The sequence below is a fragment of the Pararhizobium sp. IMCC21322 genome, from assembly GCF_030758295.1.
In the GTDB taxonomy this organism is placed as follows: domain Bacteria; phylum Pseudomonadota; class Alphaproteobacteria; order Rhizobiales.
In genome coordinates this window covers 3,779,094-3,803,807 of the sequence record NZ_CP132335.1, presented here as the reverse complement: position 1 = coordinate 3,803,807, position 24,714 = coordinate 3,779,094, and the positions used below count along the sequence as shown (strand labels likewise).

The following is a 24,714-nucleotide window of genomic DNA, read 5'->3' as shown; positions in this document are numbered from 1 at the left end:
AGTATCTGTTGCGAACACTGGCGTTCATCTCGCCGTCTCGCCGAGATTGTCGGCTTTCACTGCGTCCCGTTCGCCCATGGGTTGATCTGCCCCGACAGTGGTATCCACTCTTGTCTGAGCTTCCAATTCTGAATTCAACTCGGCCCCAAGAAGGATGATAAAGGCGGATATCCACAGCCACATCAGCAATACGATGACCCCGGCCAGCGTGCCGAAACTCTCATTGTAGGAGCCGAAATTGCTGACATAGAAAGCAAATCCAGCGGAAGCAATGATCCACAGCAGACAACCGACAACGGCACCAACGGACGCCCATTTCCATTCGGGCTCATCTCGTGAGGGCGCATATCGGTAGAGCACTGACAGACCCACTATCGTCAGGGCAAAAAGCCCACCCCAGGTGGCTGCGGTGATGAGTGCCTCGACAACCGGGCCCAGATCGATAAAAGCCAAAAGTACTGGCAATGCCAATGTTGTCGAAAGCGCAATCAGGAGACCTGCAATCAACAGGATGGTGAGCCCGATTGTCACCAGCTTGAGCTTGATGAAGCCACGTTTTTCCGCTTCGTCATAGGCTACATTGATCCCCTGCATCAGGCTGGCCATGCCCTTTGATGCGGAATAAAGCGCAATTAACACGCCCAAAACGGCAGCCAGTCCCAACCCCCCTTCGCGCGATCCCGCGACTGCGGTTGCCTGATCTGTGATGATTGAAATGACTTCCGCCGGCATGAGGCCGGACAGAGAATCTAGTTGTTCCACAATGTCATTTGGCTCAACGAGCAAACCACTTATTGCAATGATCGCTGTGATAGCCGGAAAAAGAGCGAGCAGTCCGTAAAATGCGACGCCAGCAGCGATCAAGCCCACATTATCAGACGTAATCTGGTCCTTGACGCGGAGCGCGGTGTCTTTCCAGCCTGTGGGTGGGATTTCGACGGGTGTTTCAGCATTACGACCGCGTGCCATGGGACGCCCTTTCGGAGTGAATGTCGCGAAAGAGGGCCAGTTGGCCCTCTTTCGATGATCATCAGATCTTTGGTTTTCCAAGGTTTTCGTCTTGTGCCTTGGCTTTGGCTGCATCTGCTACCCGAGTGGCTGCAGATTTTGCTTTCTCGCCTACAGCTTGTCCGGCGGTTTTCTGTCCCGGTGCACCGCTGTCAAGATCGGCTTTGGTTGCTGAAGCGATATCTTTGGCTTCATCCGTCACCGTTTGCGCAACGGACATGACTTTCGACTTTTCTTCCTCGAAAATCCGTTCCGCTTCATTGATGAGATCATCGCTTTGTGCACCCATCAAATTGTCTTCCGTCTTGGTCCGTGGCAATGCACCACCCAGAGCCGCGCCAACAGCAAGTGCCAGTGCTCCGATGACAAGAGGTTGTCGATCGTAAAAATCGGCGGCGGCATCTGCCCCTTGATTGACCGAACGCGCTGTTTGATGGCGGAATTCGATGGCCTTCCGACGTGCGGCGATAACCCGTTGGCGACCTTCATCGGACAACGCCTCTGTGCCTTCTGCAATCCTGTTACCTGCCGAAGAGACACCCCTTTTGGCGGCGTCAACGCCTGCGTCCAGTTTTGATTTCGCGGAGGACGCCACATCGGCCATCTTGTCCCCGGCTGCCGAAGTTGCATCCGAAACGGACGAAGCGGCCGACGATACTTCATTTTTTACAGCTGCCGCTTGTTTGGACATCTGGTCTTTGGTCGTCGCGACTGTGTCGGAAAAGCGATCCGATGTGGAAGGCTCATTTGCATTATCGTGAGACCAGGACGGTCCCTGATGTGCTGAGGACCTGTAAGCGGGCGGCGGCGATTGCGGGTGCCGTTGATTGAGCCGCGCAGGAGGAGCTACGACGTCCGTGCCGGCGTAATCGTGACTTGATGCCCTGTTGTCAGATACAGTTTTTTGCGAATTGCCGAACATCATCCATGCAAGACCAATTCCGGTCAAAGCAAGCGGAATTGGATTTGCCTTGACCTGCTCTGAGATTGAGCGGCCCATATCGCCGCCGTGTTCGCGGAACTGGTCAGCGATTTGATGTACCACAGTGTCTATAGAGAATTTGTCCTGCAAATCCTCCAGATTGGATGACAGGTCAGAGCGCTGTTCTTCAATCTCGCGTTCGATTTCCTTGGGGGTGCGTGTTGTATCAGTCATCGTAGGCTTCCTTTACGGCTGCTGCATCGCGCTGGAGGTTTTTGACCGTCCGTGTGGGTGCAAGGCTTGAGAGTTTCAGATCATTGATGCCTTTGCCGAACAGGACATAGGCGATAATACCGAACACGGCACCGACGATCAGCGCGGCCCATGCCGCGTTTAGACCGGCTTCGGTCAGCGCTGCGACCAGAGCGCCTGTCAGGACATTCAGGGCCACTAAAGCGATGATAGCGGCACCAGCAATCAATCCGACTGCGACACCTGCGCGCGATAGATTTTCGCTGATTTCGGCCCGTGCCAGATCTACTTCGTTGCGGACCAGACCACTGACATTGTTCATTGCATCTGACAGGAGGCCACCGGCACTCTTGTTTGTATTCTTGTCACTCATGAGATGTCTCCAGCGGTTGGTTCATAGCGGGTCGGGGTAGGGTGCGAGGCTGTCTGCGTCTTGTCCGACGCTTTGCCAAACCGTGATGCGGCAAAGCCGATCAGGACTGCACCACCTAAAAACACCAGAGGGTTTTTGCGGGCAAATGCGCTTACATCTTCCACCATGGTGCTGAGATCCTTGTCACGCATCGCGTCGGAAGCGTCCGCCAAACCTTCGGCGATCTGACCAAAAGTGCGCTCTTGCGGGGATCCGCTGCGCATTTCATCTGCTGCTGTGCGCAACGCGGATGCAACGCCGGAAACTTCATCAGCGACAGATGCCTTGGCAGCATTGCCGACCGACTCTTTTGCCTGCTGAGCCATTTCCGCTGCAGTCTGTTTTACTTTGCCGCCAGTTGGTGCTTTCTGGCCGATTTCGGGTGTCTTTTGGATAGACATGTTAGTTCTCCAGTTCAGATTTAGAATATGAGACCGATGACGGCCAAAATGACGACGATCAGTCCAATTAGGTAGAAGACACTATGCATGGGACGTTCCTTCGGTAGTGGAGCGAACATGAACGCTCCTTCCGCTGCCTAACTTAGGGACTGGAATGACCGACGGGGGCGCTCTGACACTAATCTGGTTTAGCATTTGCCAATTATGGAGCGGCCCGACCCCAATCAGCCCTGTTGATTGTACCTGTCTGCGATAAGTTGAGATCTCTTTATGAAATGGATCGAACATGAGCATTGACACATTAGAAGACCTGTATTTGGAACAACTCAAGGATATTTACAGCGCCAACAAACAGGCACTGGATGTCACACAGGAAATGGCTGAGGCAGCAACAGACAAAGGCCTGTCCGAGGCGTTAAAGGCAGGCACCGCTGGTATTCTGGACGGCATTGAAGCCTTGGAGAAGATTGCCGGGCGTCACGATGAAAGCGCGACCGGAGAGCATTGCAAGGGCATGGAAGGGCTTGTGAAAGAAGCGCGCGCACATGCACTGAATGAGAGTTTCGGTGATGAGGCGACTAAGGATGCGATGATTATCACACAGTACCAACGGCTCGTTCACTACGCTATTGCCGGGTATGGTTGCCTTGCGGCCTTTGCAGGTCGTCTTGATCTGCGCGAGGATGTGACAGCTTTGAAATCCTGTCTGGATGCCTCTTATGATGGTGACCGTACAATGACCGAACTCGCGACCGGCGGGATCAATAAAGACGCTATGGCTTAAGCTTATGCCGGCTCGGTGTTCTTTTCCGAGCCGGTTTTATGACCACCTTCACGGACACTTTCGGGGGCGTGCGTTGCGGGTGGAAACCACGATGTGTCCATACTGACAAAGGCATTTACATATTCAGTGTCTTTTTCCCACTGCTCGCGGGCGAGAAGCCTGACATATGGGCGATCAATCTCGATTTCTTCGGCTTCGACAAAGGTTTTCAGAAGCTTGTTCACATAGATCGACGTCAATCCAACAGCTTGCCCAATTTCGACCTGACTGAACGGTACCTGGAAGCGATTTCCCAGTCCGGCATTTGCCACTTCCAGACGAGATCGCAGTTGCAGCAGGAAGAATTTCAGCTTTCGGGTCGCATCCATCGAACCAAGGCAACTTGCGTGGTGACGCAAGGCAATCTGGTCCAGGCTCCCGACAGACATTAACAACGCTGCCAATCGGGGATAATCGGTCAGCAAAGGGGCAAGGCCTTTGCGGGGAAAAGGGCATATTGCGCCATCTGTCTGCATAACAATCCGGTGATTGGCATGGGACGACCCTAACTCCGCCAAGCCCATAACTTCGCCAGGCAGATACACGCGCAGGATTTGGCTTCGGCCGTCAGAGCTATCGGCTTTCACAACCGCCCAGCCCCATTTCAGAACCATAATGCCGTCAGTCGCTTGGCCGAGATTGACAACAGGGCGGCCCTTTGAACGTGGCTGTTCGTCCTTCTCCAATTCAGCGATAAACTCACATTCATGGTCAGTCAGTGTCACGAACCGCGACAGGCGGCTGATCAGGCAGCTTTCATAATTTTTACTCATGGCTTAGCGTATAACAGGCATTGGTCGTTGCTCGCAATTATCTTGATTGGAATGTAGAACTTATGGGCTTTTTTGCCCCTTGGGTTGTCGTCGCCTCATCAACCAATTTGAACACCATGATTCACATGTCAAACCAAAGCTGTGTGCTGGCTGTCGGCTGAACCCGAACTCTCGAACCGATTGAAGCTCATTCACCAACAAAATGCGCTTTGTGCTTGTTCAGGAAAGCATTCACGCCTTCCTCATAATCGGCGCTGTCAAAGCAGGCTTCAGCCGCTTGGACGGCCTCCTTCAGTTTCTGCTCTGAAGGGTCTTGCGAAGCCAAGATGGCTTTCTTTGCGGCCACCAAGGTGAGGGGTGCGCCATTGGCAATTCGTTCGGCGACAGATCGTGTGTTGGGTTCCAACTCATCTTCGTCAAAAACCTGGTTCAGAAATCCCAGTCTTTGGGCTTCCTCTGCATTGATGGTTTTCGCGGTGTAGAATAATTCCTTTGCAGCGCTGTTTCCCACAGCGGACACAATGTCCTGCATGGCATCAACCGGGTATCCAATGCCGAGCTTTGCTGCCGGTAAGGCGAAAGTTGCATTGGTCGCTGCGTAGCGCAGGTCGCAGGCTGCAGCTATGCCAAAACCGCCGCCCATACATGCGCCCTGGATCATGGCGATGGTTGGTTTACTGCAGTTTCTGATGGCAGCGAATGCAATGCTGTTGGCCTTGTCATAGGCGCGGGCCGGGGCACCCCTTGCGCGCAGGTCTGAAAATTCGGAAATATCTGCGCCCGAGACAAAGGCGGTGTCGCCCGAACCGCGTAGTATGATGGCGCGCACATCCGGGTTTCGATCGGCCTCCTGCATGCGCGCGGGAAGGGCCTGCCACATGTCCAATGTCATCGCATTGTGGTGCGCAGGGTTGCAGATGCGAATGGTCGCTAGTTGTTGGGCGACGCTGAGGTCAATGCAAGGGGCAGTGTCTTCTTTGGTCATGTCATCGCTTTTTAAAATGATTGAATTCAGGTCTGCCAGAGTTCAGGTCTGCCGAGGTCACTGGTTTCAATTGCATTTCAATAAATGTAAATGGTTTAACCCAAGCGCTGAGCCTTTTTCTGATCCATCAACAGCTGCGGGCGCTCTGACGCCGTTGCTAATGCTGTGTCGCATTGACCGGGTACTGCTTTAGAAAGTCGGCAAAGGCTTTCCTGGCCGGAAATGCCGGGTCGTTTCTCCAGATGGAAATTGTTTTGATTGTGTCCGATACATCTCGGATTTTTTTGAAGATAAGGCCCTTGCGAAGATAGTTCTCGGCACAACTGGTGTGAATGGAGATGCCCATTTCACAGGCGACAAGCCCAAAAATACCCTCGGAATTGTAGGCATGTTGAACCATTTTGGGAACAAACCCGGCTCCACGACAGATGCGGTGCAAATGATCGTGGAAATGTTGCCAGGCGCTCGGCGTACCTAAGACAAAATCCTCATCGGCCAGTTCAGACAGCAACAGTGATGACCGTTTTGCAAGCGGATGATTGTCGTACAGAATAGCAACATATTTGTCTTCCTGCACCGTTTGTGTTTCCAGATCCTCATGGTTTATCGGTCCGGTCACGAAGCCAAAATCCAGCTTGTCGGTCTTGATTAAATCAAGCTGGCTTGATGTTACTCCATGCAGCGGCTCTACACTTATGTCCGGATATAATTGCCGGAAACTTTTCAGGATTTTCGGCAACTCGCCACTGATTGCAAAATCCGTGTAACCGATGCGCAAATGGCCAGCCTCACCGCTATGCGTTTTCAGGGTTTGTGAGACCAACCCTTCCATCGTTGCCAGCGTTACCTGGCACCCCTGGAGAAAGACCTTGCCTGCCGAGGTGAGGTTGACTGACCGGTTGGTGCGATCAAACAGGACGACGCCCAGTTCCTTTTCCAGATGCTGGACTGATCGGGTGAGGACAGGCTGGGCTATATTCAATCGTTCAGCCGCTTTGCGATAATGCAAATCCTCCGCAACCGCAGCAAAGTGTCGGATGTGTCGAAGGCCGAATTTCATGATATCAATTCCGTATCAATTACACCAAAATTGATATTATACACGATTGCTTTCATCGGCCACACTCTCCCCAGTTTTAACCGGGAGACTTATTATCATGACGTTGAACAGGAAGCTTCGGAGCACGCTGGCAGCGCTGACAGGTGTCGCAATGTTTGCGGGTGCCGCTCAAGCCGCTGATGTCAGCATCAATTTGGGCTACGCAACGGCTGAAACCAGCTCATATGGATTTCTTGCAAGCAAGTTTGAGGAATTGGCAGAAGAGTATTCGGGCGGCACAATAGATGTGAAAATCCGGTGTTGTGCGCAGTTGTTGACGGAAGATGAAGCCTTTAAGGCCATGCAGCTTGGCACTGTCGATATGTATATCATTGCCGGCAACAATATCTCACCGCATTTTCCCCTGATCGACGCCTTCGTGCTGCCTTATGTGTTTGAGGACAAGGACCATGCCTATCGGGTGTTGGAAGGTGAGGTTGGTTCTCAATTTGCCCAACAGCTTTATGAGGCCACGAAGGTACATCTGTTGTCCTATGGCTTTGTCGGCGATCGTGATTTTTACAATTCACGCAATCCGATCACCAAAATGGAAGACATGAAGGGTTTGAAGGTTCGGGTGCCTAAAAATCAGGTGATGATTGATACGTTCACTGAATTTGGTGCAGCGCCGATTCCGCTTCCTTGGGCCGATACACCAACGGCGCTTCAGACCGGTACTGTTGAGGGTGCTGATAATGGAACATCCTTTATCAAGTCTCAGAAATTTTACGAAATCATGCCCCATTTCACCGCCCTTGAGCATTTCACCTATTTCTCGCCTTTATTAGCCAGCGACCGGCTGATGTCGAAGCTGGATGATGCGCAGAAAGATGCTGTCATGCGTGCCGCCAAGGAAGCCGGGATCTTTCAAAAGGAAACAATGTCCGCTCAAATTGACGAAATACGGACATTCCTGACCACTGAAGGTCAGGGTGGTATGCAGACTGCCGAGTTTGATCGCACTGACTTCATTGCCGCCGGACTGCGTGTTCAGGACCGCTACGCGTCGGAAAAAGGCGATGATTTCAAAGCATTGCTGGGTGAAATTCGCGCGGCTGCGAACTAGAGCGTCACGCGTATAAATTGGAGGCGCGGGGCCAAACCGCGCTTCCCCCTTTCATCACATCTTGCCATCGTCTTAAAAAATTTCCGGATGGTTCTGCACAGCAGCTCGACTTTATCAGGGCGACTTTTATGCTTTCCAAAATTGATCGTCGATTTGAAGAGGTGATGTGCACCCTTTGTCTGGTGGTGCTGGTCAGCAGCGTTTTGCTGCAGGTGGTGCTGCGCTACTTCTTTTCAACTGCTGCCGTGTGGGCGGAAGAAACTGCAGTCTATGGAATGATCTTTGCGGTCTATCTTGGCGCCAGCATGGCCATTCGTGACCGATCACACATACGAATAACCATGCTGATCAATGCGCTGCCACGAAAACCGCAGGTTGCTTTCGTGGTTCTGGCTGATGTTCTGTGGTTCAGCTTTCTTGTTTTCATGGTGGTGCAAACCACGATCTACACGCAATTGCTGTTTGCAGTGACCTACCAGACGCCGGGCCTTGGCATCGAGCAACGCTGGGTGCAGATGATGATACCAATGGCCTTTTGTCTGATGGTCTTCCGAATGGCGCAGGTCTATTGGCGTTGGGGTCAGACCGGCTGGAAAGGATTGCCATTGTGAGCGGTCCTATTTTAATGGCGCTTGTCTTTGTATTCACATTGGCAATTGGCGTTCCCATTCCATTTGCGGCGGGTATCGCAACGGTCGTTGGCATCTTGATGGCCGATATTCCCCTGACCTTGATGGCGCAGGCGGCCTGGACAGCGTTTGAGCCGTTTCCACTAGTAACAATTCCGCTTTTTGTTCTGGCAGGGCAATTGATGGAGCAGGGGGGCATGTCACAGCGGCTGGTGACCATCGCCCAACGTCTGGTTGGTGCCTATAAGGGCGGGCTGGGACTTGTAACCGTGGTTGCCTGCATGTTTTTTGCAGCGCTTTCCGGCTCTGGGCCAGCCACGACAGCGGCGATTGGTTCCATCACCATTCCGGCCATGACGAAAGAAAAATACAAGCCCAGATTTGCCGGTGCCATTGCCGCTGCCGCCGGTGCTTTGGGCAGTATGATTCCGCCCAGCAATCTTCTCATCATCTACGCTCTGGTAACGGATGAATCCATTCCACGCCTGTTTCTGGCAGGTATCCTTCCGGGTCTGCTGCTGGGCCTGATGCTGATGGTGGTTGTTGTGATTGTGGCTGTGCGCAATGATTATGGCGGGACCGGAGAGCGCTTTACCTGGGGGCCATTGCTACAGGCTCTTTGGGATGGCAAATGGGCCGTGTTTGCGCCTGTTATCATTCTTGGCGGGATTTACGCAGGCATCTTTACCCCTTCAGAGGCCGCGGCGGTTGCTGTGGCCTATGGCCTGTTCGTTGGCTTGTTCATTTACAAAGGACTGACTTGGGAAAAGCTGTTTCAGGCCTTCAAATTCACGGCCATTGTCATTGGGACTGTGCTCTTCATACTGGGGTCGACCAAGGCCTTTGGCCAGTTGGTGACGCTGTTTGATATTCCCGATGGTATTTTGAGCCTGTTTCAGGGAATCAAGGAGCATCCATGGCTGGTGCTGCTGCTGATCGGTATTTTCTACATCATTGTTGGGATGTGGCTGGAAAGCATTCCGCAGATCATTATTTTTACCGCCGTGTTCTTTCCTCTCGTCACCAGTCTCGGGATCGACCCGATCGTGTTTGGCATCTTCACTGTCATGACATGCGAGATCGGGTTTTTAACCCCGCCCATTGGCGTCAATCTGTTCGTCGCTGCACGCATATCAAAAGTCTCAATTGAGCAAATTTCAATTGGTGTTCTGCCGCTTCTTATCCCATACATTCTCATGATTTTTATTCTCGTCTTCTTCTCCGAATGGGTCACCTATCTGCCGAACCTTGTCTATGGCGAAAGGCTCTGATGGTGTCAGATTCCCGCAAACTCATCCCCTTGATTGGCTATACTGACCGGCTATCCGTCCGACCCGGTGAAACAATCGATTTCAAGATTTCATCGCAGACCAATGAACCGGTTAGAGCATGGCTGACCAGATCTATCAGTGCGGATCCGAACCCTGACGGTCAGGGTATTGTCGAATGGCCTCAGGATGCGTTCTTTGAGCCCATTGCGTTTGAGGCCGGCGATCAGGCGTTTGCCAGCGGATCATATGTAATCACGGATCAGGCGATTGACTGTCGTCCACAAACCGGTTTTCAACTCGGTGCGACGCTGTTCCCAACATTGATGAAGTCAGTCCCGCAAATCATCATCAGTGTTGGGCAATTGGCATTGATGCTTGATGATGGTGTTCTTTGTCTGCGCATCGGTGAACAGCGCTTCGTCAGCACACACAAGATAGCGGTGAACCACTGGGTCTGTGTAGAAGCGCGTTTTGATGCCGTATCATCGACGATTCAACTGACCCAGTGGACGCCCGGCAAGAGCCAGAAAAAAGACGAAAATTCGTTTTCTGTTTGCGTGGACGCGCTGCCCAAGGAAATGACCGCAAGGGTCTCGATTGCTGCCTGCATGAAAGGCAAAGCCCATACAGATCATTTCAACGGGAAAATTGAAGCGCCGTTTTTGCAATTTGGTGATGAAGAACGGCTGCAATGGGACTTTTCGCAGGACATATCAACAACCCGCATTATAGAAACCAGCTCCAGAAAGCTTGATGGCCTCATCAGGAATTTCCCAGCACGCGCGGTGACCGGTTCAAACTGGAACAGTGAAGAAATGTGCTGGCGGCACGCGCCGGGGCATTATGGTGCCATTCATTTCCACGAGACGGACATCTACGATTTCGAGTGGGATACAAGTTTCAGCTTTTCAATTCCAGATGATCTACCGTCTGGCGTTTATGTCATGCGCATGAAGTCGGGCATTTATGAAGATGCAATGCCGTTCTTCGTCTGCGCTCCGTTCGGAAAGCCGACGGCAAAACTCTGCGTTCTGGTGTCCACCTTCACCTATGTGATTTATGGCAATCATGCGCGGCCTGGCTATGATCCATCGTGGCAGGAGCGCGTCGCGGACTGGAAGGCCTACCCATACAATCCGGCAGAATATCCGGCCTATGGTCATTCCACCTATAATTTCCATTCAGACAATTCTGGTATTTGCCACGCCTCGCATTTGAGGCCATTGCTTAATCTCAGGCCGGGTTATCTGACATTTGGCAGCGGCGAGGGGTCAGGTCTTCGACATTTGCAGGCCGACAGTCATTTGATTTCCTGGTTGCACAGTCAAAACATCGATTTTGATCTGATTACTGATCAGGAACTTCATGATGAAGGCGTTGCGGCGATTGAAAATTATGATTGTGTGATAACCGGCAGCCACCCGGAATACCACACTTTGGAAACGCTTGACGCATTGCAGAACTACCGCGATGACGGTGGCCATTTCTGTTATCTTGGGGGCAATGGATTTTACTGGCGCATTGTAGCGCACAAGCAAAACTCCGGCATTCTGGAAATTCGCAGAGCCGAAGATGGAATTCGAGCCTGGGCTGCAGAACCGGGCGAGTATTACAATGCATTTGATGGCAGCTATGGCGGTCTTTGGCGGCGCAACGGCCGTCCGCCGCAAATGCTGTGCGGGGTCGGGTTTTCCGCTCAGGGTGAATTCAACGGTATCGGCTATCAGCGCGCCTGTTTCGATGCTCAATATGAGTGGGTTTTTGAAGGGGTCGACAGCACAATTATTGGTGATTTCGGTTTCAGTGGCGGTGGTGCTGCAGGGTTTGAGCTGGATCGGGCAGAACCAAGGCTGGGCACGCCTGACGATGCGGTGATCCTTGCCAGTTCCGGCGGACATGGCGAGGATTTCATTCTTGTGCCGGAGGAACAATTGACACATCTGACAACATGGTCAGGCTCACCTGCGCAAAGCATGATTCGCGCCGACATGATCTATTTCGATGTGCCTGGCGGCGGCAGTGTCTTTTCAACCGGCTCCATTACATTTTGCGGTAGTCTTCCGTGGAACAATTTTCAAAACAATGTCTCGTGCATTTTGAAAAATGTGATTGATAAAATGACCACTTGATCAGTCCACCTTGTTATTCTTGTTTCCGTAACCCACTTTCGCTAGAACAGGATGCGCCCCTGTGCGGGTGTGCCGATTGTTTCACTGTATTGGAAAACGCCATGGCGGAAGCAAAACAGAAGCTACCCAGCATTGATCCTGTCTGGGATACTTTGCGCAAGGAAGCTGAGGCTATTGTGGCGCATGAGCCCGATATGGCTCCATTTATCTACAGCACGGTTCTCAACCATGCGACTTTGGAAGAAGCCATCATCTGGCGCATTGCGGATCGTCTGGATCATCAGGTGATGCCTGGTGGTCTGATACGCAAAGCGTTTTTGCAGGCATTGGACGATGAACCCGGTCTGGCAGATATTATTCGGGTTGATCTGGGCGCAGTGTATGATCGCGACCCGGCCTGTGAGCGGTTTATTGAACCTGTCCTGTACTTCAAGGGATTTCACGCCATACAGACCCACCGCTTGGCCCATTGGTTGTTGGGGAAGGGGCGGCGTGATTTTGCTCTCTATTTGCAAAGTCGGGCATCAGCCGTTTTCCAGACAGATATCAATCCGGCGGTCAGGATGGGCAAAGGGATTTTTCTGGATCACGCCACCGGGCTGGTGGTTGGAGAAACGGCTACCATTGGTGACGATGTCTCTATTCTTCAGGATGTCACGCTGGGCGGGACCGGCAAAAAAGGCGGCGATCGCCATCCCAAGATTGAACATGGTGTTCTGATTGGTGCCGGGGCAAAAATCCTTGGCAATTTCAAAATTGGTCATTGTTCGCGCATTGCGGCAGGTTCGGTGGTGCTGAGCGAAGTGCCGCCAAACACAACAGTGGCAGGCGTTCCCGCGAAAGTCGTTGGTGCTGCTGGCTGTTCGGAGCCCTCCAGATCAATGGATCAAATCCTGGCAGAGCGACAGGTCTGATCGCTCAAATTCGTGTGTTGAAAAACTTTGAAAACCACTGACAGGCACGCCTGACCCCTTTCTTTTGTCTGATCTATATGCCATCAACAGCGCACTTAAATTGCCATAAAATCTGCTGATAAAACAGAGGAAGCCGCGTCATGAACGCCGATGAAATTCAGAAACTTGACGCCTATTTCAAGTCAAAATTTGCCAATCCGAGCCTTCAGGTGCGCGCACGTCCACGTAAGACTGATTCCCTGGAATTGTATCTTGTGGATGAGTTTCTCGGCGTGATCTATCTGGATGATGAGGATGGTGACCGGTCCTATAATTTCTCAATGGCTATTCTGGACATTGATCTGGAATAGTCCGGTTCCGGCTGTTTCCTTGCCCGGCTCTTAACTCGTCGGGTTGGGTGAAAGGTAATCATTCGTGCCTTCATCACAATTTCACGAACCAGATTCCATTGACGATCTTGAAGAGGGCGGGGAATTCGCTCCCAAATTCGGTTCAGATGGTCTGATTACCTGTGTTGTCAGCGACCATGCTGTTGGCCGTGTCGTGATGGTTGCGCATATGAATGCAGATGCGCTTGCAAAAACGATTGAGACACGCGTTGCCACCTATTGGAGCCGCTCCCGCCAGAAACTCTGGGTCAAGGGCGAAACCAGTGGCCATACGCAATATGTTGAGCGGATGCAGGTGGATTGTGATCAGGATGTTTTGCTGATCAGCGTCACAACAGCTGGAAGCGGCGCCAATTGCCACACCGGTCGCATTTCATGTTTCTACCGGGATGTAGATCTGGGAGCTGATGGAAGCGCCGGTCTGGTCACGACCGATACAATTCGGCACTTCGATCCTTCAGAAGTCTATAAATCAGACTGACAGTCAGCCATCGACCGGATTTTTCAGTCTGGCCGATGGACGACATTTTAACGCTTAGCTTAAATGCGTGTTGAAGAACTCTATTGTCCGGCTCCAGGCAAGTTCTGCCGCCGCTTCGTCGTAACGCGGTGTGGTGTCGTTGTGGAACCCGTGATTTACGCCCTCATAAATATAGGCTGTGTAGGTTTTGCCGTGTTCCTTTAATGCAGTTTCATAGGCTGGCCAGCCCTCATTGATGCGTGTGTCCAATTCGGCATATTGCAGCAGCAAAGGCGCCTGTATCTTTGGCACGTCTTCTGCCGCAGCCTGGCGGCCATAAAACGGCACAGACGCTGACAGTTCCGGATAGGCAACCGCAAGCGCATTGCACACGCCGCCGCCATAACAAAAGCCGACCGCGCCAACCTTGCCAGTGCTGTCATCATGGCCTGCCAGATGTTCATAGGCTGCGAAGAAGTCATTCATCAGCTTTTCGCGGTCCACTGTGCGCTGCAATTCGCGCCCTTCGTCTTCAGTACCGGGATAGCCGCCGACGGAGGTCAGACCATCGGGCGCGAGAGCCATAAAGCCCGCTTTCGCTGCCCGCCGCGCAACATCTTCAATGTAAGGGTTCAACCCTCTGTTTTCATGAATAACCAGAACGGCCGGAAGTGGACCCTCTGCATTAGCGGGTTTGACCAGATAACCGCGAACGCTGCCATGGCCACTTGGGGAAGGGTACTCGATGTATTCCGCTGTGATGTCGCTGTCATCGGGAGCAATCTGCTGAGCCAGAGCGTATTGTGGGCTGAGCATTGTCAGCAGAGCCGCAGCAGTAACGCTGCCCGCTGCAAATTTTCCAGCACGATCCAGGAACTCGCGCTTTGTGATTTTTCCGTGGGCATAATAGTCATACAGATCAAGAAGTTCCTGATCGAAGTCTTTTGCTGTCATGCGAACCATGATGGCCTCCTAAAGTGACGGGTACAACCCTACGTTAGACTGTCGCAGGGAAAGATCAATTTACAAATTGGTCAGGAAGGGGCCGTCAGCACCAGTACATAAGGACTCGCTCCGCACAACACTTTCCGCTAAACAGGCGCTGTTCGCATTAATGTGGACAGTTCTCAGGGCGGGGTGAAATTCCCCACCGGCGGTGATGTGCAGATTGAAATTTAATCGGCACCAGCCCGCGAGCGGCTTTCTGATCAGGTTTTACCAGATCGAAAGTGTCAGCAGATCCGGTGTGATTCCGGAGCCGACGGTTAAAGTCCGGATGGAAGAGAACGGAGATTGAAGGATCGGTGCGTCCATTGCGGGCGCAGTGTGCCTTATGGAATCTCTTGCGCGCCCTGATTCTGTTCAGAAACGGGGAAAGACGTAATGAATCAATTGCTCATCAAGAACGGAGCTTCACCTGCCCTCATCGGCGCGGCCTATATGATTTTTGCAGGCGTTCTGTTCGCGCTCGTCAATATTTCAGTGCAGGGCGCTGCGATGCATTTTGGATTGCCATCTTCATCCGTGGCGTTCTGGCAATATGCCATTGCTCTGATATTTGGCGGATCATGGTTGGCGCGGCTGGGTTGGAAGAGCTTTGCGACCGAGAATATTGCGCTGCATATCCTGAGGGTTCTGGCAGCCGCTGCGGGCGTTCAGCTTTGGGTGCTCGGCCTTAAATCTGTGCCGATCTGGCAGGCAATTGCCCTTATCATGACTTCGCCGTTTTTTGTCACGATTGGCGCGTCTCTGTTTTTGCGAGAAAGCGTCAGCCTGCAGCGCTGGCTTGCTACACTGATTGGATTTGCCGGCGGAATGGTCATCCTTGCGCCCTGGTCCGACAGTTTTACCGTTGCAGCCCTCTATCCACTCGCAGCTGCAGCGCTCTGGGCCTTTGTCTCGCTTTTGACCAAACGCCTTACCAAGACCGAAGCACCCGATACAGTGACCGCCTATCTGCTTGTATTGCTGACACCGATCAATGCGGTTTTCGCAGGTGTTGAAGGCTTTGTGGTGCCAACTGGCACGGCGTTCTGGCTGATCCTGCTGGCCGGTGGTTTGACAGCGCTGGCCCAATTGGCTCTGACACGTGCCTATGCGGTGTCAGATGCCTCCTATGTGCAACCTTTTGATCATTTGAAGCTGCCGCTGAACGTGCTTTTTGGCTGGCTAGCTTTCCAGTTTGTTCCAACCGGCAATTTGTGGATAGGGGCGGCGCTCATAGTTGGTGCCAGCATGTATATCCTGCGGCAGGAAACGCGCGAACAAAAGCGCTCGTTGGGCCGCTAAGCATTTGCACGACGGGTCTTGTTGTCTGACCCGTCGCGTATAATCCATCAGTTGATATATCCTGGCCTCAACTGGCGTAGAGGTAATTCTTCAGATCTTCGGCTTCGCGTTCAGCGTCTGCAATGCGCCGTTTGACCAGATCGCCAATAGAGACCATTCCCACCAGTTCGTCATTCTCTACAACTGGAATGTGGCGGAAGCGGCCCTCGCTCATGCGGGCCATCGCCGTCTGGATGGTGTCCTGAAGGGAACAGGTCACGACGTTTGATGTCATGCATTCCGACGTATCGGCCTGCAGCGCATCGGGTCCATGTTCCGCTATCCTTCGTACAATATCGCGCTCAGACAGGATGCCAGCCAGTTTGCCCTTGTCGTCCACGATCAGAATTGCACCGATGCGGTGTTCGCGCAGTGTGGAGCAAACCTCCAAAAGTGTCTGGGGCAGGGTGATTGTAAATACATCTCTGCCTTTGGAACCTAAAATAGAAGCAATTGTCATGTCGTCCTCCCGTCTCTCTTTGTGTCGCCAGAAGCGAGCTGGACGCAAATTGTGCGACGAAATGTCAAAATGAGCAAGTCACGCAACCTTTCCGAGTGTTTCGCAAGGAAATTCAGCCTTTCCGAGCGACGGGATCAAGGATTGGAAACAGCAAAAGGCCAGCCAGAAACCCACCCAGATGGGCTTCCCATGCGATTCGCGCACCGTCATCACCAAGGCCACCACCGGTCAGTCCGAACAGCAGATTCATTGCAAACCAGATCCCGATAAAGGTCAGCGCGGATCGGTTGCGAAGCACAGCGGAGAAGGGCTCGGCAGGGCGCAGAAAATCGGTTTTACTGCGCTGAAAGGGAGACCGGGCAAGAGGGCCGCCTGCGCTGAACGCGAAGCGCCCAACGGCTGCCATATGCCCCGAAATTGCCGCAGATGCACCTACGGTTGGTGTCAATGATTCTGGATGTGCCAGAAAATGCACACCTGCACCTGCAACTGCGCATACAGCGGAGAACAGCAAAAATCGCTTTGTGCCAAAGCGCCATGCCAATGCGCTGCCAAACGCCAACATCCAGATGGAATTTGTCAGAACATGAAGCCAACTGCCGTGAAGCAGTGCATAGCTTAAAGGGCTGATCCACTCGGAATAGGGTGAGCCGGGCAGTTCCAGAAGTCCGCCATACCGGGCAGGAATGAAGCTAAAACGGATAAGTACATTGACGTAGCTTTGCTCGGACAAAAGGCCGATGCCAGCGTGAATGCCAATGAAAAGCGCCGTCAGACCAATGATGACATTCGGCGCATTGATGGCGCGGGTGCTGTCCGCGGGCGGGGTGTCTTGTTGATTCTCCATGGGGCCATAGTTAGCCTCTGACCGGCGGAATACAAAGCCCGCTATGCCGAATGAGGGCAGGGCTTTGACCGGTAATCCACAGATCGGAGCCGCATTAACCATATTGCCGATCTGCCCCCACACAGCTTTAGAAATCCTGTTAAGACATTGTTAGCCATTGCACACTTTCAGGATAGAACGCTTTTTTATGAACCATCCGACAATTTGCGCCTTGTTCAATTATTGGGATCGACAGCGCGGGGCGTTGGCTGCTCCAGCGCGTGCTGACATTCATCCCGGCGATATTCGCGGTATTTTGCCAGAGGTTTTCCTGCTGGAACGCAACGCCAATGGTCGCTTTTACTACCGTCTTGCAGGCACGCTGTTATGTCAGAATGCGCGTCGGGAGTTGAAAGGACAGAGGCCGTTGGCCCATTTCGCCGATCTGGATCGGCGAAAAATGCAGATCGCCCTGACTCAGGTGGCCGAAAAAGGTACCATCTTCAAAGCAGAAATTCTGGGAACAAGTGCGCAGGGCCGTGCTGTTGAGCAGCAATGGATTGTATTGCCGCTCAAGAAAATTGCTGGCAGTTGCGCGCGGCTTATTGGTGCCTGCGTCACACTTGACGAGCCAGCTTGGTTGGGACGCGATCCGATTGTACGAAACAGCATCCTGTCCGCCAGAATCATAAGCGCAGGCAATAAAGCTGCAATGCTGGAACTGGCCGGACACTCGGTTTCCACGCACCATGTCTCGTTGCGTCCATCCACTGCGCAACCGTTTCATGGGCTTGGCGGCATTGCTGATCCTGATATTCCGCATGGTATTGCCGAATTGCAGGCTCTGATTGAGCGACAATTTGGGCGGCGTCACACCCAGTACGAACCTGTCCTGTCTCAGCGCTACACAGACAGTTTTGAACCTGTCGCTGATGTTCCGGTTCCCAACTTTAATGTTGTTCCATTGGTGACATCGGAAAAACGGATCCAGCACCTTACTGTATTTGAGGGCGGTCGCGACGGCTAACCACATATTTTGTGGTTAAAACAATGTTATAAATTTAAATAAAATTATCAATAAATTAGATTTAAAAGTACATCTGATTTTTGGCGTGATGTAAAATCATGGACTGTATTCTGATCTTGATTGAAATTGAGGTCAGAGTCCATGAAATACTTGAAACGATCCCTATTGTTTGGCTTTATCGTCGCTTTCACTGCGATTGAACATTCTGATGCCAGAGATGTAAACTCTGCTTTTATGGCGGTGACGGGCAAAACCCGACCCCCAATTGGCCACGTCAAATTCTGTCGCGCCAATCCGCAGGAGTGTCGCTCACAGGTCAGCCAGGATCGGGCTATGGCATTGACGCAGGAGCGTTGGGACGAACTCATTCAGATCAACCATATGGTCAACCAATCGGTTCAGCCGGTTACGGACATTGAGCTTTATTCAGTTCCAGAGGTTTGGGCATTTCCGGATCAATATGGCGATTGCGAAGATTACGTCCTGTTGAAGCGGCATCACCTTATACAGGCCGGTTGGCCCGCAGGCAGTCTGCTGATTACTGTTGTTCGCGATATTGACGGCGGTGGCCACGCGGTCCTGACCGTGCGTACAGATCGGGGAGATTTCGTTCTGGATAATCAGGAAGCGCTGATCAAGCATTGGACAGAAACGCCTTACAATTATCTCAAACGCCAATCCAGCAAACATGCGGGCAAATGGGTTTCTGTTGCCGACAGGAGCGACGACCATCTTCTGGCGGAAACTGCGAGTACGGATTGAGCCCAGAACTCTAGACTTGCTTCAAACCGCTCAAAAACCGTTTGGCATTTTTTTGGTAATTCAGCGCTGAAGCGGTCAGCTTTGAAGCATCATCATCGGTGAGGGTGCGGATGACTTTGCCTGGCATGCCGACGACCAGTGAATTGTCGGGAATGTTCTTGCCCTCGGGAATGAGTGCCCCCGCGCCAATCAGACAGTTTTTGCCGATATGCGCGCCGTTCAGAACAATCGCCCCCATTCCAATTAGGGAATTGTCGTCAATCGTGCAGCCATGAATGATGGCACGATGTCCGATGGTGCAGTTTTTTCCAATCGTTGCAGGAAACCCAGGATCAGTGTGCACCATGGTGTGCTCCTGAATATTGGTACCCTCGCCAATGATGATGAGCTCATTGTCACCGCGCAACACAGCACCGAACCAGATGCCGACTTTCGGACCCAGTTTTACGTTGCCGATGATGTGTGAATCGGGGGCAATCCAGATGTCGTCTGACCCCGGGTGTTCCGGTGATTGACCATCAAGTTCGTAAACTGGCATCGGCTTCTCCCTGAGTGAGAAACCGTTATGAAGCAGGCGAATTTGCTTTGCAAATCCACCTGCATTCGCAATGGATGAGTTATGGTCAGGCTGACTTGCCGCGCACCAGTGTCAGGAAGCGGGTTTGCTCGTTCGGGTCATCCCGAAACACGCCTTTGAACTGCGTTGTGATAGTTGAAACGCCATGTTTCTGTACGCCGCGCAGGGACATGCACATGTGTTCCGCTTCCAGCAGAACGGCGACACCACGCGGTTGCAAAGCGTCGTCGATGGCATCTGTAATCTGCGCCGTCAGATTTTCCTGCGTTTGCATGCGGCGGGCGAATACATCTGTGACCCGCGCCAGTTTTGACAGGCCCACGACGCCCTCAACCGGATAATAGCCAATATGGGCTTTGCCGGTGAATGGCACCATATGGTGCTCGCAATGGGAGTAGAACGGGATGTCCCGCACAATGACGATATCATCATAGCCGCCGACATCTTCAAATGTGCGCGCCAGAACGTCCTGAGGGCTCTCATTATAGCCTCGGTAAAATTCCTCATAGGCTTTGACCACGCGTTTCGGCGTGTCGAGGACGCCTTCGCGCGAGGGGTCGTCTCCGGCCCAGGCAATCAGTATACGCACTGCTTCTTCCGCCTGTTCGCGCGTGGGGCGCGAACGAGCCGGTTGCTCGGCAGTTGTGGCCTTTTTGAGTGGCCCAAGAATTGCGTCCATTTTAAACTCCTGATCGGCAAGCCGGGATTGGATTTCCCTTAATATAGGCCATTCCAGCCAGTTTCAGCCAGTCGACCCTGCTGCAAGGAGATAAGGCATATCAGAACAGAGGCAAGCTGAATGACTGACAATTTGCTCAAAGCAACCTATATACTGACACGCAATGTCATCAATTTTGAAGTCGTACCAGCGAGAATAGGCATTATTCACGATGATTGACGAGATCTACAACGCAAAGATTTTGGAATTTGCCGGAAATATTCCGCGCATTGGAACGCTGGACGCGCCTGATGCCTCGGCAAAAGCCCATTCCAAATTGTGCGGCTCTACCATTTCCGTGGATTTGAAGGTCGATGCGGGGCAGGTCACGGATTTTGCGCAAGAGGTCAAGGCCTGCGCGCTCGGCCAGTCATCTGCTTCAATCGTCGCCGCCAATATTGTTGGTGCGACCGCGGATGAATTGCGCAGTTTGAAAGCCACGATGTATGCCATGATGAAAGAAGGCGCACCACCGCCGGAAGGGCGTTTTGAGGCATTGAAGTTTCTTGAGCCGGTTCGAGACTATCGCGCACGCCATGCCTCCACCTTGCTGGTGTTTGACGCGGTGGTGGATGCACTCGACCAGATTGAAGCGGATCGAAAGATCAAGGCGCGGGCTTAGTTGGTCTTCAGGCGCAGTCAGAAATGGGACGAGACTTCGTAGTGCGCGCTTAGATAAACCTCTGGAGGAATGCGGTTCTGGATGCTTTCTACCATATCTGAAAACGGTTCCTCATCGACAGCGCCCAAAGCCACATAGGTCTGTTCATCTGCGGCTGATTCCGTGTTGAGTGGATTGGCAAATACTCTCAGATCAATATTCTTCAATTCGCCGATCAGAAGGTTTGCTGCGGTTTGCATCAGGCGTTCATCAGAGACATCATTGTAAATTCTGAAAACGTGGACGACATCATTCTTGTCGAGACCAATAATCGAGGGGCGCAGGGTCAACTCTTCAACAGTCCAGGGCGGGATCAACTCCGTCAGCTTTTGGGTCAGGCCATCGATGGATATTCCAAAGGCTCCGGCTTCAACAGTGATGGCTGACAGGCCCGCCACATTGTATGTCTGAATCTCCCCCACGCCTCCCGCGTCTTCCAGTTTCTGTTCGATTGGCTCGGTGATCAGTCTTTCAATGCGGGCAGAGTCATCTGAATCGGCGGGTGTCAGGACGTAAACCATTTTACCGGTATTGCCAGCCAGCCAGTTCCAGACAATGCCAATTATAATGGCAATGCCGACCGCAGGGATGAGTATGTTAAGCTGGCGACGTGTCATGGGATCCAGAGCATGTTGTGTTCGTATGGAACCATTTGATGAATCAATTGAACTCTAGAATGCCGTGATTTTCTGCAACAGACAAGATGGAACGGGTCTTCAGGCCCGCTGATAATGAATAAATCTGACACTTTTTCCCCCCGAAAATGGCCGAGATATGTGGGACTGGGGCTGATCACGTTCTATCAGAAAGTGATTTCGCCACTGTTGGGTTCATCCTGTCGTTACGCGCCGACCTGTTCATCCTATGGAACTGAATCCATTTCCCGGTTTGGATTGTGGGCAGGCGGGTGGATGACATTGGCGCGGTTTTGCAGGTGTAATCCGTTTGGGGCATCGGGCCATGATCCGGCACCTGAAAGACTTCCAGCTAATGCGGTCTGGTACCTGCCATGGCGTTATGGGCGCTGGACAGGCCGTCATATTGACCCGGCGACCCGACTGGACTGAGCGGATGCCGGAAACGGCGTCTCTTCAGATCTGCAGGCAAATACTTGCATCACACATGCGCTCGCGCTAAACCGCCCGCGTAATTTAACACAAACGGCTTACCTGCATTCGTTGGCAGAGAGTGAGCAGGAGACAAATAATGATTTCCGTAAAACTACCCGATGGCTCAGAACGGTCTTTGGACGATGGTTCCAGAGGGCTGGATCTGGCCGAAAATATCTCAAAATCCCTTGCAAAAAAATCTGTTGCGATGGTGCTGGATGGCACGCTCACAGACCTGACCGATCCGTTGCATGATGGCGCTGTTGTCGAAATTGTCACCCGTGACGATGAGCGTGCCCTGGATCTGATCCGCCACGATGCGGCGCATGTGATGGCCGAAGCTGTGCAGGAACTGTATCCTGGTACCCAAGTGACCATCGGGCCCGTCATTGAAGATGGCTTCTTTTACGATTTTGCGCGCAATGAACCCTTTACGCTGGACGATCTGCCGAAGATCGAAGCCAAGATGAAAGAGATCATCCAGCGCAATGAGCGTTTCACCAAACAGGTCTGGTCCCGCGAAGATACCGCCAAGGCATTCGCTGATTTGGGCGAGGGCTACAAGGTGGAATTGCTGGACGCGATTCCTGAGGGCGAAGACGTCAATATTTATCATCAGGGTGACTGGTACGATATGTGCCGGGGGCCGCATATGGTGTCTACCGGCCAGATCGGGCAGGCGTTCAAGCTGATGAAAGTGGCCGGAGCCTATTGGCGCGGTGACAGTGATAATGCCATGCTGACCCGGATTTACGGCACCGCCTGGAACAATGAAAAAGATCTGAAAGCCTATCTGACACGGCTTGAAGAAGCGGAAAAACGCGATCATCGCAAGCTCGGCCGCGAGATGGATCTGTTTCACTTCCAGGATGAAGGTCCCGGGTCCGTTTTCTGGCATGAAAAAGGCTGGAGCCTGTTTCAGAACCTTATCAATTATATGCGTCGCCGAAACGATGGTGCTGATTATGATGAGGTGAACACGCCGGATATGCTTGACCGAAGCCTGTGGGAAGCTTCTGGTCACTGGGAAAAATTCGGCGAGAACATGTACACCACGACAACACCGGATGAGCGCGTGTTTGCGCTGAAGCCGATGAATTGTCCTGGCCATGTTCAGGTGTTCAAGAACGGGCTGAAATCCTATCGCGATCTGCCGGCCAAAATCAGTGAATTTGGCAAGGTGCATCGTTACGAGCCATCAGGTGCGCTGCATGGGCTGATGCGGGTTCGCTCGTTCACCCAGGACGATGCGCATGTTTTTGTGACGGATGATCAGATCACGCAGGAATGCCTGGCGATCCACAATCTGTTGCTGTCGATTTATGCCGATTTCGGGTTTACCGATATTCGCATCAAATTCTCGGATCGTCCCGAAAAGCGTGTCGGGACTGATGAAGTTTGGGACGAAGCGGAAGCGGCATTGAAAACCGCCGTGGAAGCGGCTGGCGATGCCTATACGCTGAACCCGGGTGAGGGCGCCTTTTATGGCCCCAAACTGGAATATGTTTTGCGTGATGCAATTGGCCGGGACTGGCAATGCGGCACGTTGCAGGTGGATTTGAACCTGCCGGAGCGGTTGGGTGCCTTCTACATCGGCTCCGATGGCGAGAAGCACACTCCAGTCATGCTGCATCGGGCCATTTTTGGCTCGTTGGAGCGCTTTACAGGCATTCTCATCGAGCATCATGCCGGTCACTTCCCACTGTGGCTGGCGCCGTTGCAGATCATGATTGCAACCATCACATCAGAAGCTGATGAGTATGCTGTGAAAGTGCGTGAAGCCATGCGTGCCGCAGGCCTGCGCGTCGATGCGGATTTGCGCAATGAGAAGATCAACTACAAGGTTCGCGAGCACAGTCTTGGCAAAGTGCCTGCCATTATCGCGCTAGGTGGCCGAGAGGCTGAACAGGGAACCGTGTCCATTCGTCGGATCGGCTCCAAACAGCAAACGGTCATGACTTTGGAAGAAGCGATAGAGAGTTTTGTGCAGGAAGCAACTCCGCCGGATTTGGCAAGACTAAAAGCCAAATGAATTGAAGATAAAAAACCCGGTTTATAGCCGGGTTTTTTAGGCGCCGAATGCGTTGCTCGTCGGTTGACCGTACAGTCAATGCGGATTGGGCTTGGGAAAGGCAGGGGAAGCCTAATTGGTGTCGAGTGCGCCTTCCCATCCGAAATAGACGCCTTGTACTTCGTCCCCTCCCAATTTGCGATAAAGCGCCAGGGCAGGGGCGTTGTCGGGCTCGGTCCCCAGCCAGATACCTTTGCAGCCGCGTGCGCGTGCGATAGCGAACAGTTCTTTGGTGACGGCCGTCCCAATACCCTGGCACAGATGGCTCTCGCGCACGCCGACCTCGTTGACGAACATTGCAGGCGGTTTATCCGGGTGGAGGAGAACGGTGCCAGACGCCATTCCAACGGCCAGATCTCCATCAAAGGCCAGTACCAGTTCATGCAGCGGATCGGCCAGAAACGCCGCAGCTTGCGCCGGGTCCATTGGGTTGTCGAAAAGCCCTGCGGGTATTGCCATTAGTAGCGGCAGGTCGTCTGGACCCAGGCTGGAAAAATTCATGTGGTTTTTCATCTCAACCTACTGGAAATTACGCCCCAATTTAGAACGGGGCGGCTGCCAAGTAAATTCATGCAGATCATGAATTGAACCTCCCAAAAGAGCTGCAATGTGAAGATCAGGCGAAAGAAGCAACGATGCCCT

At 52.6% G+C, this 24,714-nt stretch carries 28 protein-coding genes and 1 riboswitch; of the genes, 14 read left to right on the top strand and 14 right to left on the bottom strand.

Going from position 1 to position 24,714, the window contains the following annotated elements:
* Positions 1 to 24: 24 nt before the first annotated feature.
* The 4 genes from RAL91_RS17935 to RAL91_RS17920 form a co-directional block, all read right to left on the bottom strand.
* Positions 25 to 969 (bottom strand): YihY/virulence factor BrkB family protein, encoded by a 945-nt coding sequence (locus RAL91_RS17935; RefSeq protein WP_306257621.1) that lies wholly within the window; start codon positions 967 to 969, stop codon positions 25 to 27.
* Between the two features lie 61 nt (positions 970 to 1,030).
* Positions 1,031 to 2,164, bottom strand: a complete 1,134-nt coding sequence (locus RAL91_RS17930) for a DUF3618 domain-containing protein (RefSeq protein WP_306257620.1) — start codon at positions 2,162 to 2,164, stop codon at positions 1,031 to 1,033.
* Positions 2,157 to 2,555 carry a phage holin family protein gene (locus RAL91_RS17925; protein WP_306257619.1) on the bottom strand — a complete coding sequence of 133 codons (399 nt, stop codon included), beginning with the start codon at positions 2,553 to 2,555 and terminating at the stop codon, positions 2,157 to 2,159. The genes RAL91_RS17930 and RAL91_RS17925 overlap by 8 nt, the downstream gene beginning before the upstream one ends.
* Positions 2,552 to 2,995: a hypothetical protein gene (locus tag RAL91_RS17920; protein WP_306257618.1), complete on the bottom strand. Its 444-nt coding sequence runs from the start codon at positions 2,993 to 2,995 to the stop codon at positions 2,552 to 2,554. The genes RAL91_RS17925 and RAL91_RS17920 overlap by 4 nt, the downstream gene beginning before the upstream one ends.
* A gap of 286 nt (positions 2,996 to 3,281) precedes the next feature.
* Between RAL91_RS17920 and RAL91_RS17915 the strand changes: the two genes are divergently transcribed.
* The gene (locus RAL91_RS17915) at positions 3,282 to 3,779 is read left to right on the top strand and encodes a ferritin-like domain-containing protein (protein WP_306257617.1); all 498 of its coding nucleotides are present in this window, start codon (positions 3,282 to 3,284) and stop codon (positions 3,777 to 3,779) included.
* Positions 3,780 to 3,781: 2 nt separating this feature from the next.
* On the opposite strand, the gene RAL91_RS17910 is transcribed toward RAL91_RS17915, so the two are convergent.
* The 3 genes from RAL91_RS17910 to RAL91_RS17900 form a co-directional block, all read right to left on the bottom strand.
* Positions 3,782 to 4,591: a Crp/Fnr family transcriptional regulator gene (locus tag RAL91_RS17910; RefSeq protein ID WP_306257616.1), complete on the bottom strand. Its 810-nt coding sequence runs from the start codon at positions 4,589 to 4,591 to the stop codon at positions 3,782 to 3,784.
* 187 nt (positions 4,592 to 4,778) lie between these two features.
* On the bottom strand, positions 4,779 to 5,576 hold the full coding sequence (locus tag RAL91_RS17905; RefSeq protein WP_306257615.1) for an enoyl-CoA hydratase: 798 nt from the start codon (positions 5,574 to 5,576) through the stop codon (positions 4,779 to 4,781).
* A gap of 157 nt (positions 5,577 to 5,733) precedes the next feature.
* Positions 5,734 to 6,636, bottom strand: coding sequence for a LysR family transcriptional regulator (locus RAL91_RS17900; RefSeq protein ID WP_306257614.1), 903 nt, complete (start codon positions 6,634 to 6,636; stop codon positions 5,734 to 5,736).
* Positions 6,637 to 6,733: 97 nt separating this feature from the next.
* On the opposite strand from RAL91_RS17900, the gene RAL91_RS17895 reads away from it, so the two are divergent.
* The 7 genes from RAL91_RS17895 to hisI all read left to right on the top strand — a co-directional run bounded on the left by RAL91_RS17895 (position 6,734) and on the right by hisI (position 13,554).
* Positions 6,734 to 7,741, top strand: a complete 1,008-nt coding sequence (locus RAL91_RS17895; RefSeq protein WP_306257613.1) for a TRAP transporter substrate-binding protein — start codon at positions 6,734 to 6,736, stop codon at positions 7,739 to 7,741.
* 128 nt (positions 7,742 to 7,869) lie between these two features.
* Complete coding sequence (locus RAL91_RS17890) at positions 7,870 to 8,352, top strand: TRAP transporter small permease (protein WP_306257612.1); 483 nt, start codon at positions 7,870 to 7,872, stop codon at positions 8,350 to 8,352.
* Entirely contained in the window at positions 8,349 to 9,641 is a 1,293-nt protein-coding gene (locus tag RAL91_RS17885; protein WP_306257611.1) for a TRAP transporter large permease, read from the top strand. Before RAL91_RS17890 ends, RAL91_RS17885 begins: the two co-directional genes overlap by 4 nt.
* Entirely contained in the window at positions 9,641 to 11,770 is a 2,130-nt protein-coding gene (locus RAL91_RS17880; protein WP_306257610.1) for a N,N-dimethylformamidase beta subunit family domain-containing protein, read from the top strand. The genes RAL91_RS17885 and RAL91_RS17880 overlap by 1 nt, the downstream gene beginning before the upstream one ends.
* A gap of 101 nt (positions 11,771 to 11,871) precedes the next feature.
* Positions 11,872 to 12,684 carry a serine O-acetyltransferase gene (gene cysE / locus RAL91_RS17875; protein WP_306257609.1) on the top strand — a complete coding sequence of 271 codons (813 nt, stop codon included), beginning with the start codon at positions 11,872 to 11,874 and terminating at the stop codon, positions 12,682 to 12,684.
* 140 nt (positions 12,685 to 12,824) lie between these two features.
* On the top strand, positions 12,825 to 13,034 hold the full coding sequence (locus RAL91_RS17870; protein WP_306257608.1) for a DUF3126 family protein: 210 nt from the start codon (positions 12,825 to 12,827) through the stop codon (positions 13,032 to 13,034).
* Positions 13,035 to 13,098: 64 nt separating this feature from the next.
* Complete coding sequence (hisI, locus tag RAL91_RS17865; RefSeq protein WP_306257607.1) at positions 13,099 to 13,554, top strand: phosphoribosyl-AMP cyclohydrolase; 456 nt, start codon at positions 13,099 to 13,101, stop codon at positions 13,552 to 13,554.
* A 54-nt stretch (positions 13,555 to 13,608) separates the two neighbouring features.
* Here the strand turns inward: hisI and yghX are convergent, their stop codons facing one another.
* Positions 13,609 to 14,496 (bottom strand): YghX family hydrolase, encoded by an 888-nt coding sequence (gene yghX / locus RAL91_RS17860; RefSeq protein WP_306257606.1) that lies wholly within the window; start codon positions 14,494 to 14,496, stop codon positions 13,609 to 13,611.
* Positions 14,497 to 14,652: 156 nt separating this feature from the next.
* Positions 14,653 to 14,825: riboswitch (FMN riboswitch) on the top strand.
* Positions 14,826 to 14,916: 91 nt separating this feature from the next.
* Between yghX and RAL91_RS17855 the strand changes: the two genes are divergently transcribed.
* A complete protein-coding gene (locus RAL91_RS17855) occupies positions 14,917 to 15,822 on the top strand; it encodes a DMT family transporter (protein ID WP_306257605.1) in 906 nt (301 codons plus the stop codon).
* Positions 15,823 to 15,889: 67 nt separating this feature from the next.
* On the opposite strand, the gene RAL91_RS17850 is transcribed toward RAL91_RS17855, so the two are convergent.
* Both RAL91_RS17850 and RAL91_RS17845 read right to left on the bottom strand, forming a co-directional pair.
* Positions 15,890 to 16,321, bottom strand: coding sequence for a CBS domain-containing protein (locus tag RAL91_RS17850; RefSeq protein ID WP_306257604.1), 432 nt, complete (start codon positions 16,319 to 16,321; stop codon positions 15,890 to 15,892).
* A 112-nt stretch (positions 16,322 to 16,433) separates the two neighbouring features.
* Positions 16,434 to 17,270 (bottom strand): rhomboid family intramembrane serine protease, encoded by an 837-nt coding sequence (locus RAL91_RS17845; RefSeq protein WP_306257603.1) that lies wholly within the window; start codon positions 17,268 to 17,270, stop codon positions 16,434 to 16,436.
* An 85-nt stretch (positions 17,271 to 17,355) separates the two neighbouring features.
* On the opposite strand from RAL91_RS17845, the gene RAL91_RS17840 reads away from it, so the two are divergent.
* Both RAL91_RS17840 and RAL91_RS17835 read left to right on the top strand, forming a co-directional pair.
* Complete coding sequence (locus RAL91_RS17840; RefSeq protein ID WP_306257602.1) at positions 17,356 to 18,174, top strand: PAS domain-containing protein; 819 nt, start codon at positions 17,356 to 17,358, stop codon at positions 18,172 to 18,174.
* 141 nt (positions 18,175 to 18,315) lie between these two features.
* A complete protein-coding gene (locus RAL91_RS17835) occupies positions 18,316 to 18,936 on the top strand; it encodes a transglutaminase-like cysteine peptidase (RefSeq protein WP_306257601.1) in 621 nt (206 codons plus the stop codon).
* A 10-nt stretch (positions 18,937 to 18,946) separates the two neighbouring features.
* Here RAL91_RS17835 and RAL91_RS17830 read toward each other — a convergent pair whose 3' ends face one another.
* Positions 18,947 to 19,474 carry a gamma carbonic anhydrase family protein gene (locus RAL91_RS17830; protein ID WP_306257600.1) on the bottom strand — a complete coding sequence of 176 codons (528 nt, stop codon included), beginning with the start codon at positions 19,472 to 19,474 and terminating at the stop codon, positions 18,947 to 18,949.
* An 85-nt stretch (positions 19,475 to 19,559) separates the two neighbouring features.
* Positions 19,560 to 20,192: a GTP cyclohydrolase I FolE gene (gene folE, locus RAL91_RS17825; protein ID WP_306257599.1), complete on the bottom strand. Its 633-nt coding sequence runs from the start codon at positions 20,190 to 20,192 to the stop codon at positions 19,560 to 19,562.
* Positions 20,193 to 20,403: 211 nt separating this feature from the next.
* Between folE and RAL91_RS17820 the strand changes: the two genes are divergently transcribed.
* Entirely contained in the window at positions 20,404 to 20,853 is a 450-nt protein-coding gene (locus RAL91_RS17820; protein WP_306257598.1) for an iron-sulfur cluster assembly scaffold protein, read from the top strand.
* Positions 20,854 to 20,870: 17 nt separating this feature from the next.
* Here the strand turns inward: RAL91_RS17820 and RAL91_RS17815 are convergent, their stop codons facing one another.
* A complete protein-coding gene (locus tag RAL91_RS17815; RefSeq protein ID WP_306257597.1) occupies positions 20,871 to 21,509 on the bottom strand; it encodes a hypothetical protein in 639 nt (212 codons plus the stop codon).
* A 114-nt stretch (positions 21,510 to 21,623) separates the two neighbouring features.
* On the opposite strand from RAL91_RS17815, the gene yidD reads away from it, so the two are divergent.
* Both yidD and thrS read left to right on the top strand, forming a co-directional pair.
* A complete protein-coding gene (yidD, locus tag RAL91_RS17810) occupies positions 21,624 to 21,959 on the top strand; it encodes a membrane protein insertion efficiency factor YidD (RefSeq protein WP_306257596.1) in 336 nt (111 codons plus the stop codon).
* 139 nt (positions 21,960 to 22,098) lie between these two features.
* Positions 22,099 to 24,033, top strand: a complete 1,935-nt coding sequence (gene thrS / locus RAL91_RS17805) for a threonine--tRNA ligase (protein ID WP_306257595.1) — start codon at positions 22,099 to 22,101, stop codon at positions 24,031 to 24,033.
* Between the two features lie 111 nt (positions 24,034 to 24,144).
* Here the strand turns inward: thrS and RAL91_RS17800 are convergent, their stop codons facing one another.
* On the bottom strand, positions 24,145 to 24,531 hold the full coding sequence (locus RAL91_RS17800; protein ID WP_306257594.1) for a GNAT family N-acetyltransferase: 387 nt from the start codon (positions 24,529 to 24,531) through the stop codon (positions 24,145 to 24,147).
* Between the last annotated feature and the right edge of the window lie 183 nt (positions 24,532 to 24,714).

Coding starts and splice junctions, on each gene's coding strand:
- RAL91_RS17935 (WP_306257621.1), bottom strand. CDS start 969: ATGGCACGCGGTCGTAATGCTGAAACACCCGTCGAAATCCCACCCACA.
- RAL91_RS17930 (WP_306257620.1), bottom strand. CDS start 2,164: ATGACTGATACAACACGCACCCCCAAGGAAATCGAACGCGAGATTGAA.
- RAL91_RS17925 (WP_306257619.1), bottom strand. CDS start 2,555: ATGAGTGACAAGAATACAAACAAGAGTGCCGGTGGCCTCCTGTCAGAT.
- RAL91_RS17920 (WP_306257618.1), bottom strand. CDS start 2,995: ATGTCTATCCAAAAGACACCCGAAATCGGCCAGAAAGCACCAACTGGC.
- RAL91_RS17915 (WP_306257617.1), top strand. CDS start 3,282: ATGAGCATTGACACATTAGAAGACCTGTATTTGGAACAACTCAAGGAT.
- RAL91_RS17910 (WP_306257616.1), bottom strand. CDS start 4,591: ATGAGTAAAAATTATGAAAGCTGCCTGATCAGCCGCCTGTCGCGGTTC.
- RAL91_RS17905 (WP_306257615.1), bottom strand. CDS start 5,576: ATGACCAAAGAAGACACTGCCCCTTGCATTGACCTCAGCGTCGCCCAA.
- RAL91_RS17900 (WP_306257614.1), bottom strand. CDS start 6,636: ATGAAATTCGGCCTTCGACACATCCGACACTTTGCTGCGGTTGCGGAG.
- RAL91_RS17895 (WP_306257613.1), top strand. CDS start 6,734: ATGACGTTGAACAGGAAGCTTCGGAGCACGCTGGCAGCGCTGACAGGT.
- RAL91_RS17890 (WP_306257612.1), top strand. CDS start 7,870: ATGCTTTCCAAAATTGATCGTCGATTTGAAGAGGTGATGTGCACCCTT.
- RAL91_RS17880 (WP_306257610.1), top strand. CDS start 9,641: ATGGTGTCAGATTCCCGCAAACTCATCCCCTTGATTGGCTATACTGAC.
- cysE (WP_306257609.1), top strand. CDS start 11,872: ATGGCGGAAGCAAAACAGAAGCTACCCAGCATTGATCCTGTCTGGGAT.
- RAL91_RS17870 (WP_306257608.1), top strand. CDS start 12,825: ATGAACGCCGATGAAATTCAGAAACTTGACGCCTATTTCAAGTCAAAA.
- yghX (WP_306257606.1), bottom strand. CDS start 14,496: ATGGTTCGCATGACAGCAAAAGACTTCGATCAGGAACTTCTTGATCTG.
- RAL91_RS17855 (WP_306257605.1), top strand. CDS start 14,917: ATGAATCAATTGCTCATCAAGAACGGAGCTTCACCTGCCCTCATCGGC.
- RAL91_RS17850 (WP_306257604.1), bottom strand. CDS start 16,321: ATGACAATTGCTTCTATTTTAGGTTCCAAAGGCAGAGATGTATTTACA.
- RAL91_RS17845 (WP_306257603.1), bottom strand. CDS start 17,270: ATGGTTAATGCGGCTCCGATCTGTGGATTACCGGTCAAAGCCCTGCCC.
- RAL91_RS17840 (WP_306257602.1), top strand. CDS start 17,356: ATGAACCATCCGACAATTTGCGCCTTGTTCAATTATTGGGATCGACAG.
- RAL91_RS17835 (WP_306257601.1), top strand. CDS start 18,316: ATGAAATACTTGAAACGATCCCTATTGTTTGGCTTTATCGTCGCTTTC.
- RAL91_RS17830 (WP_306257600.1), bottom strand. CDS start 19,474: ATGCCAGTTTACGAACTTGATGGTCAATCACCGGAACACCCGGGGTCA.
- folE (WP_306257599.1), bottom strand. CDS start 20,192: ATGGACGCAATTCTTGGGCCACTCAAAAAGGCCACAACTGCCGAGCAA.
- RAL91_RS17820 (WP_306257598.1), top strand. CDS start 20,404: ATGATTGACGAGATCTACAACGCAAAGATTTTGGAATTTGCCGGAAAT.
- RAL91_RS17815 (WP_306257597.1), bottom strand. CDS start 21,509: ATGACACGTCGCCAGCTTAACATACTCATCCCTGCGGTCGGCATTGCC.
- yidD (WP_306257596.1), top strand. CDS start 21,624: ATGAATAAATCTGACACTTTTTCCCCCCGAAAATGGCCGAGATATGTG.
- thrS (WP_306257595.1), top strand. CDS start 22,099: ATGATTTCCGTAAAACTACCCGATGGCTCAGAACGGTCTTTGGACGAT.
- RAL91_RS17800 (WP_306257594.1), bottom strand. CDS start 24,531: ATGGCAATACCCGCAGGGCTTTTCGACAACCCAATGGACCCGGCGCAA.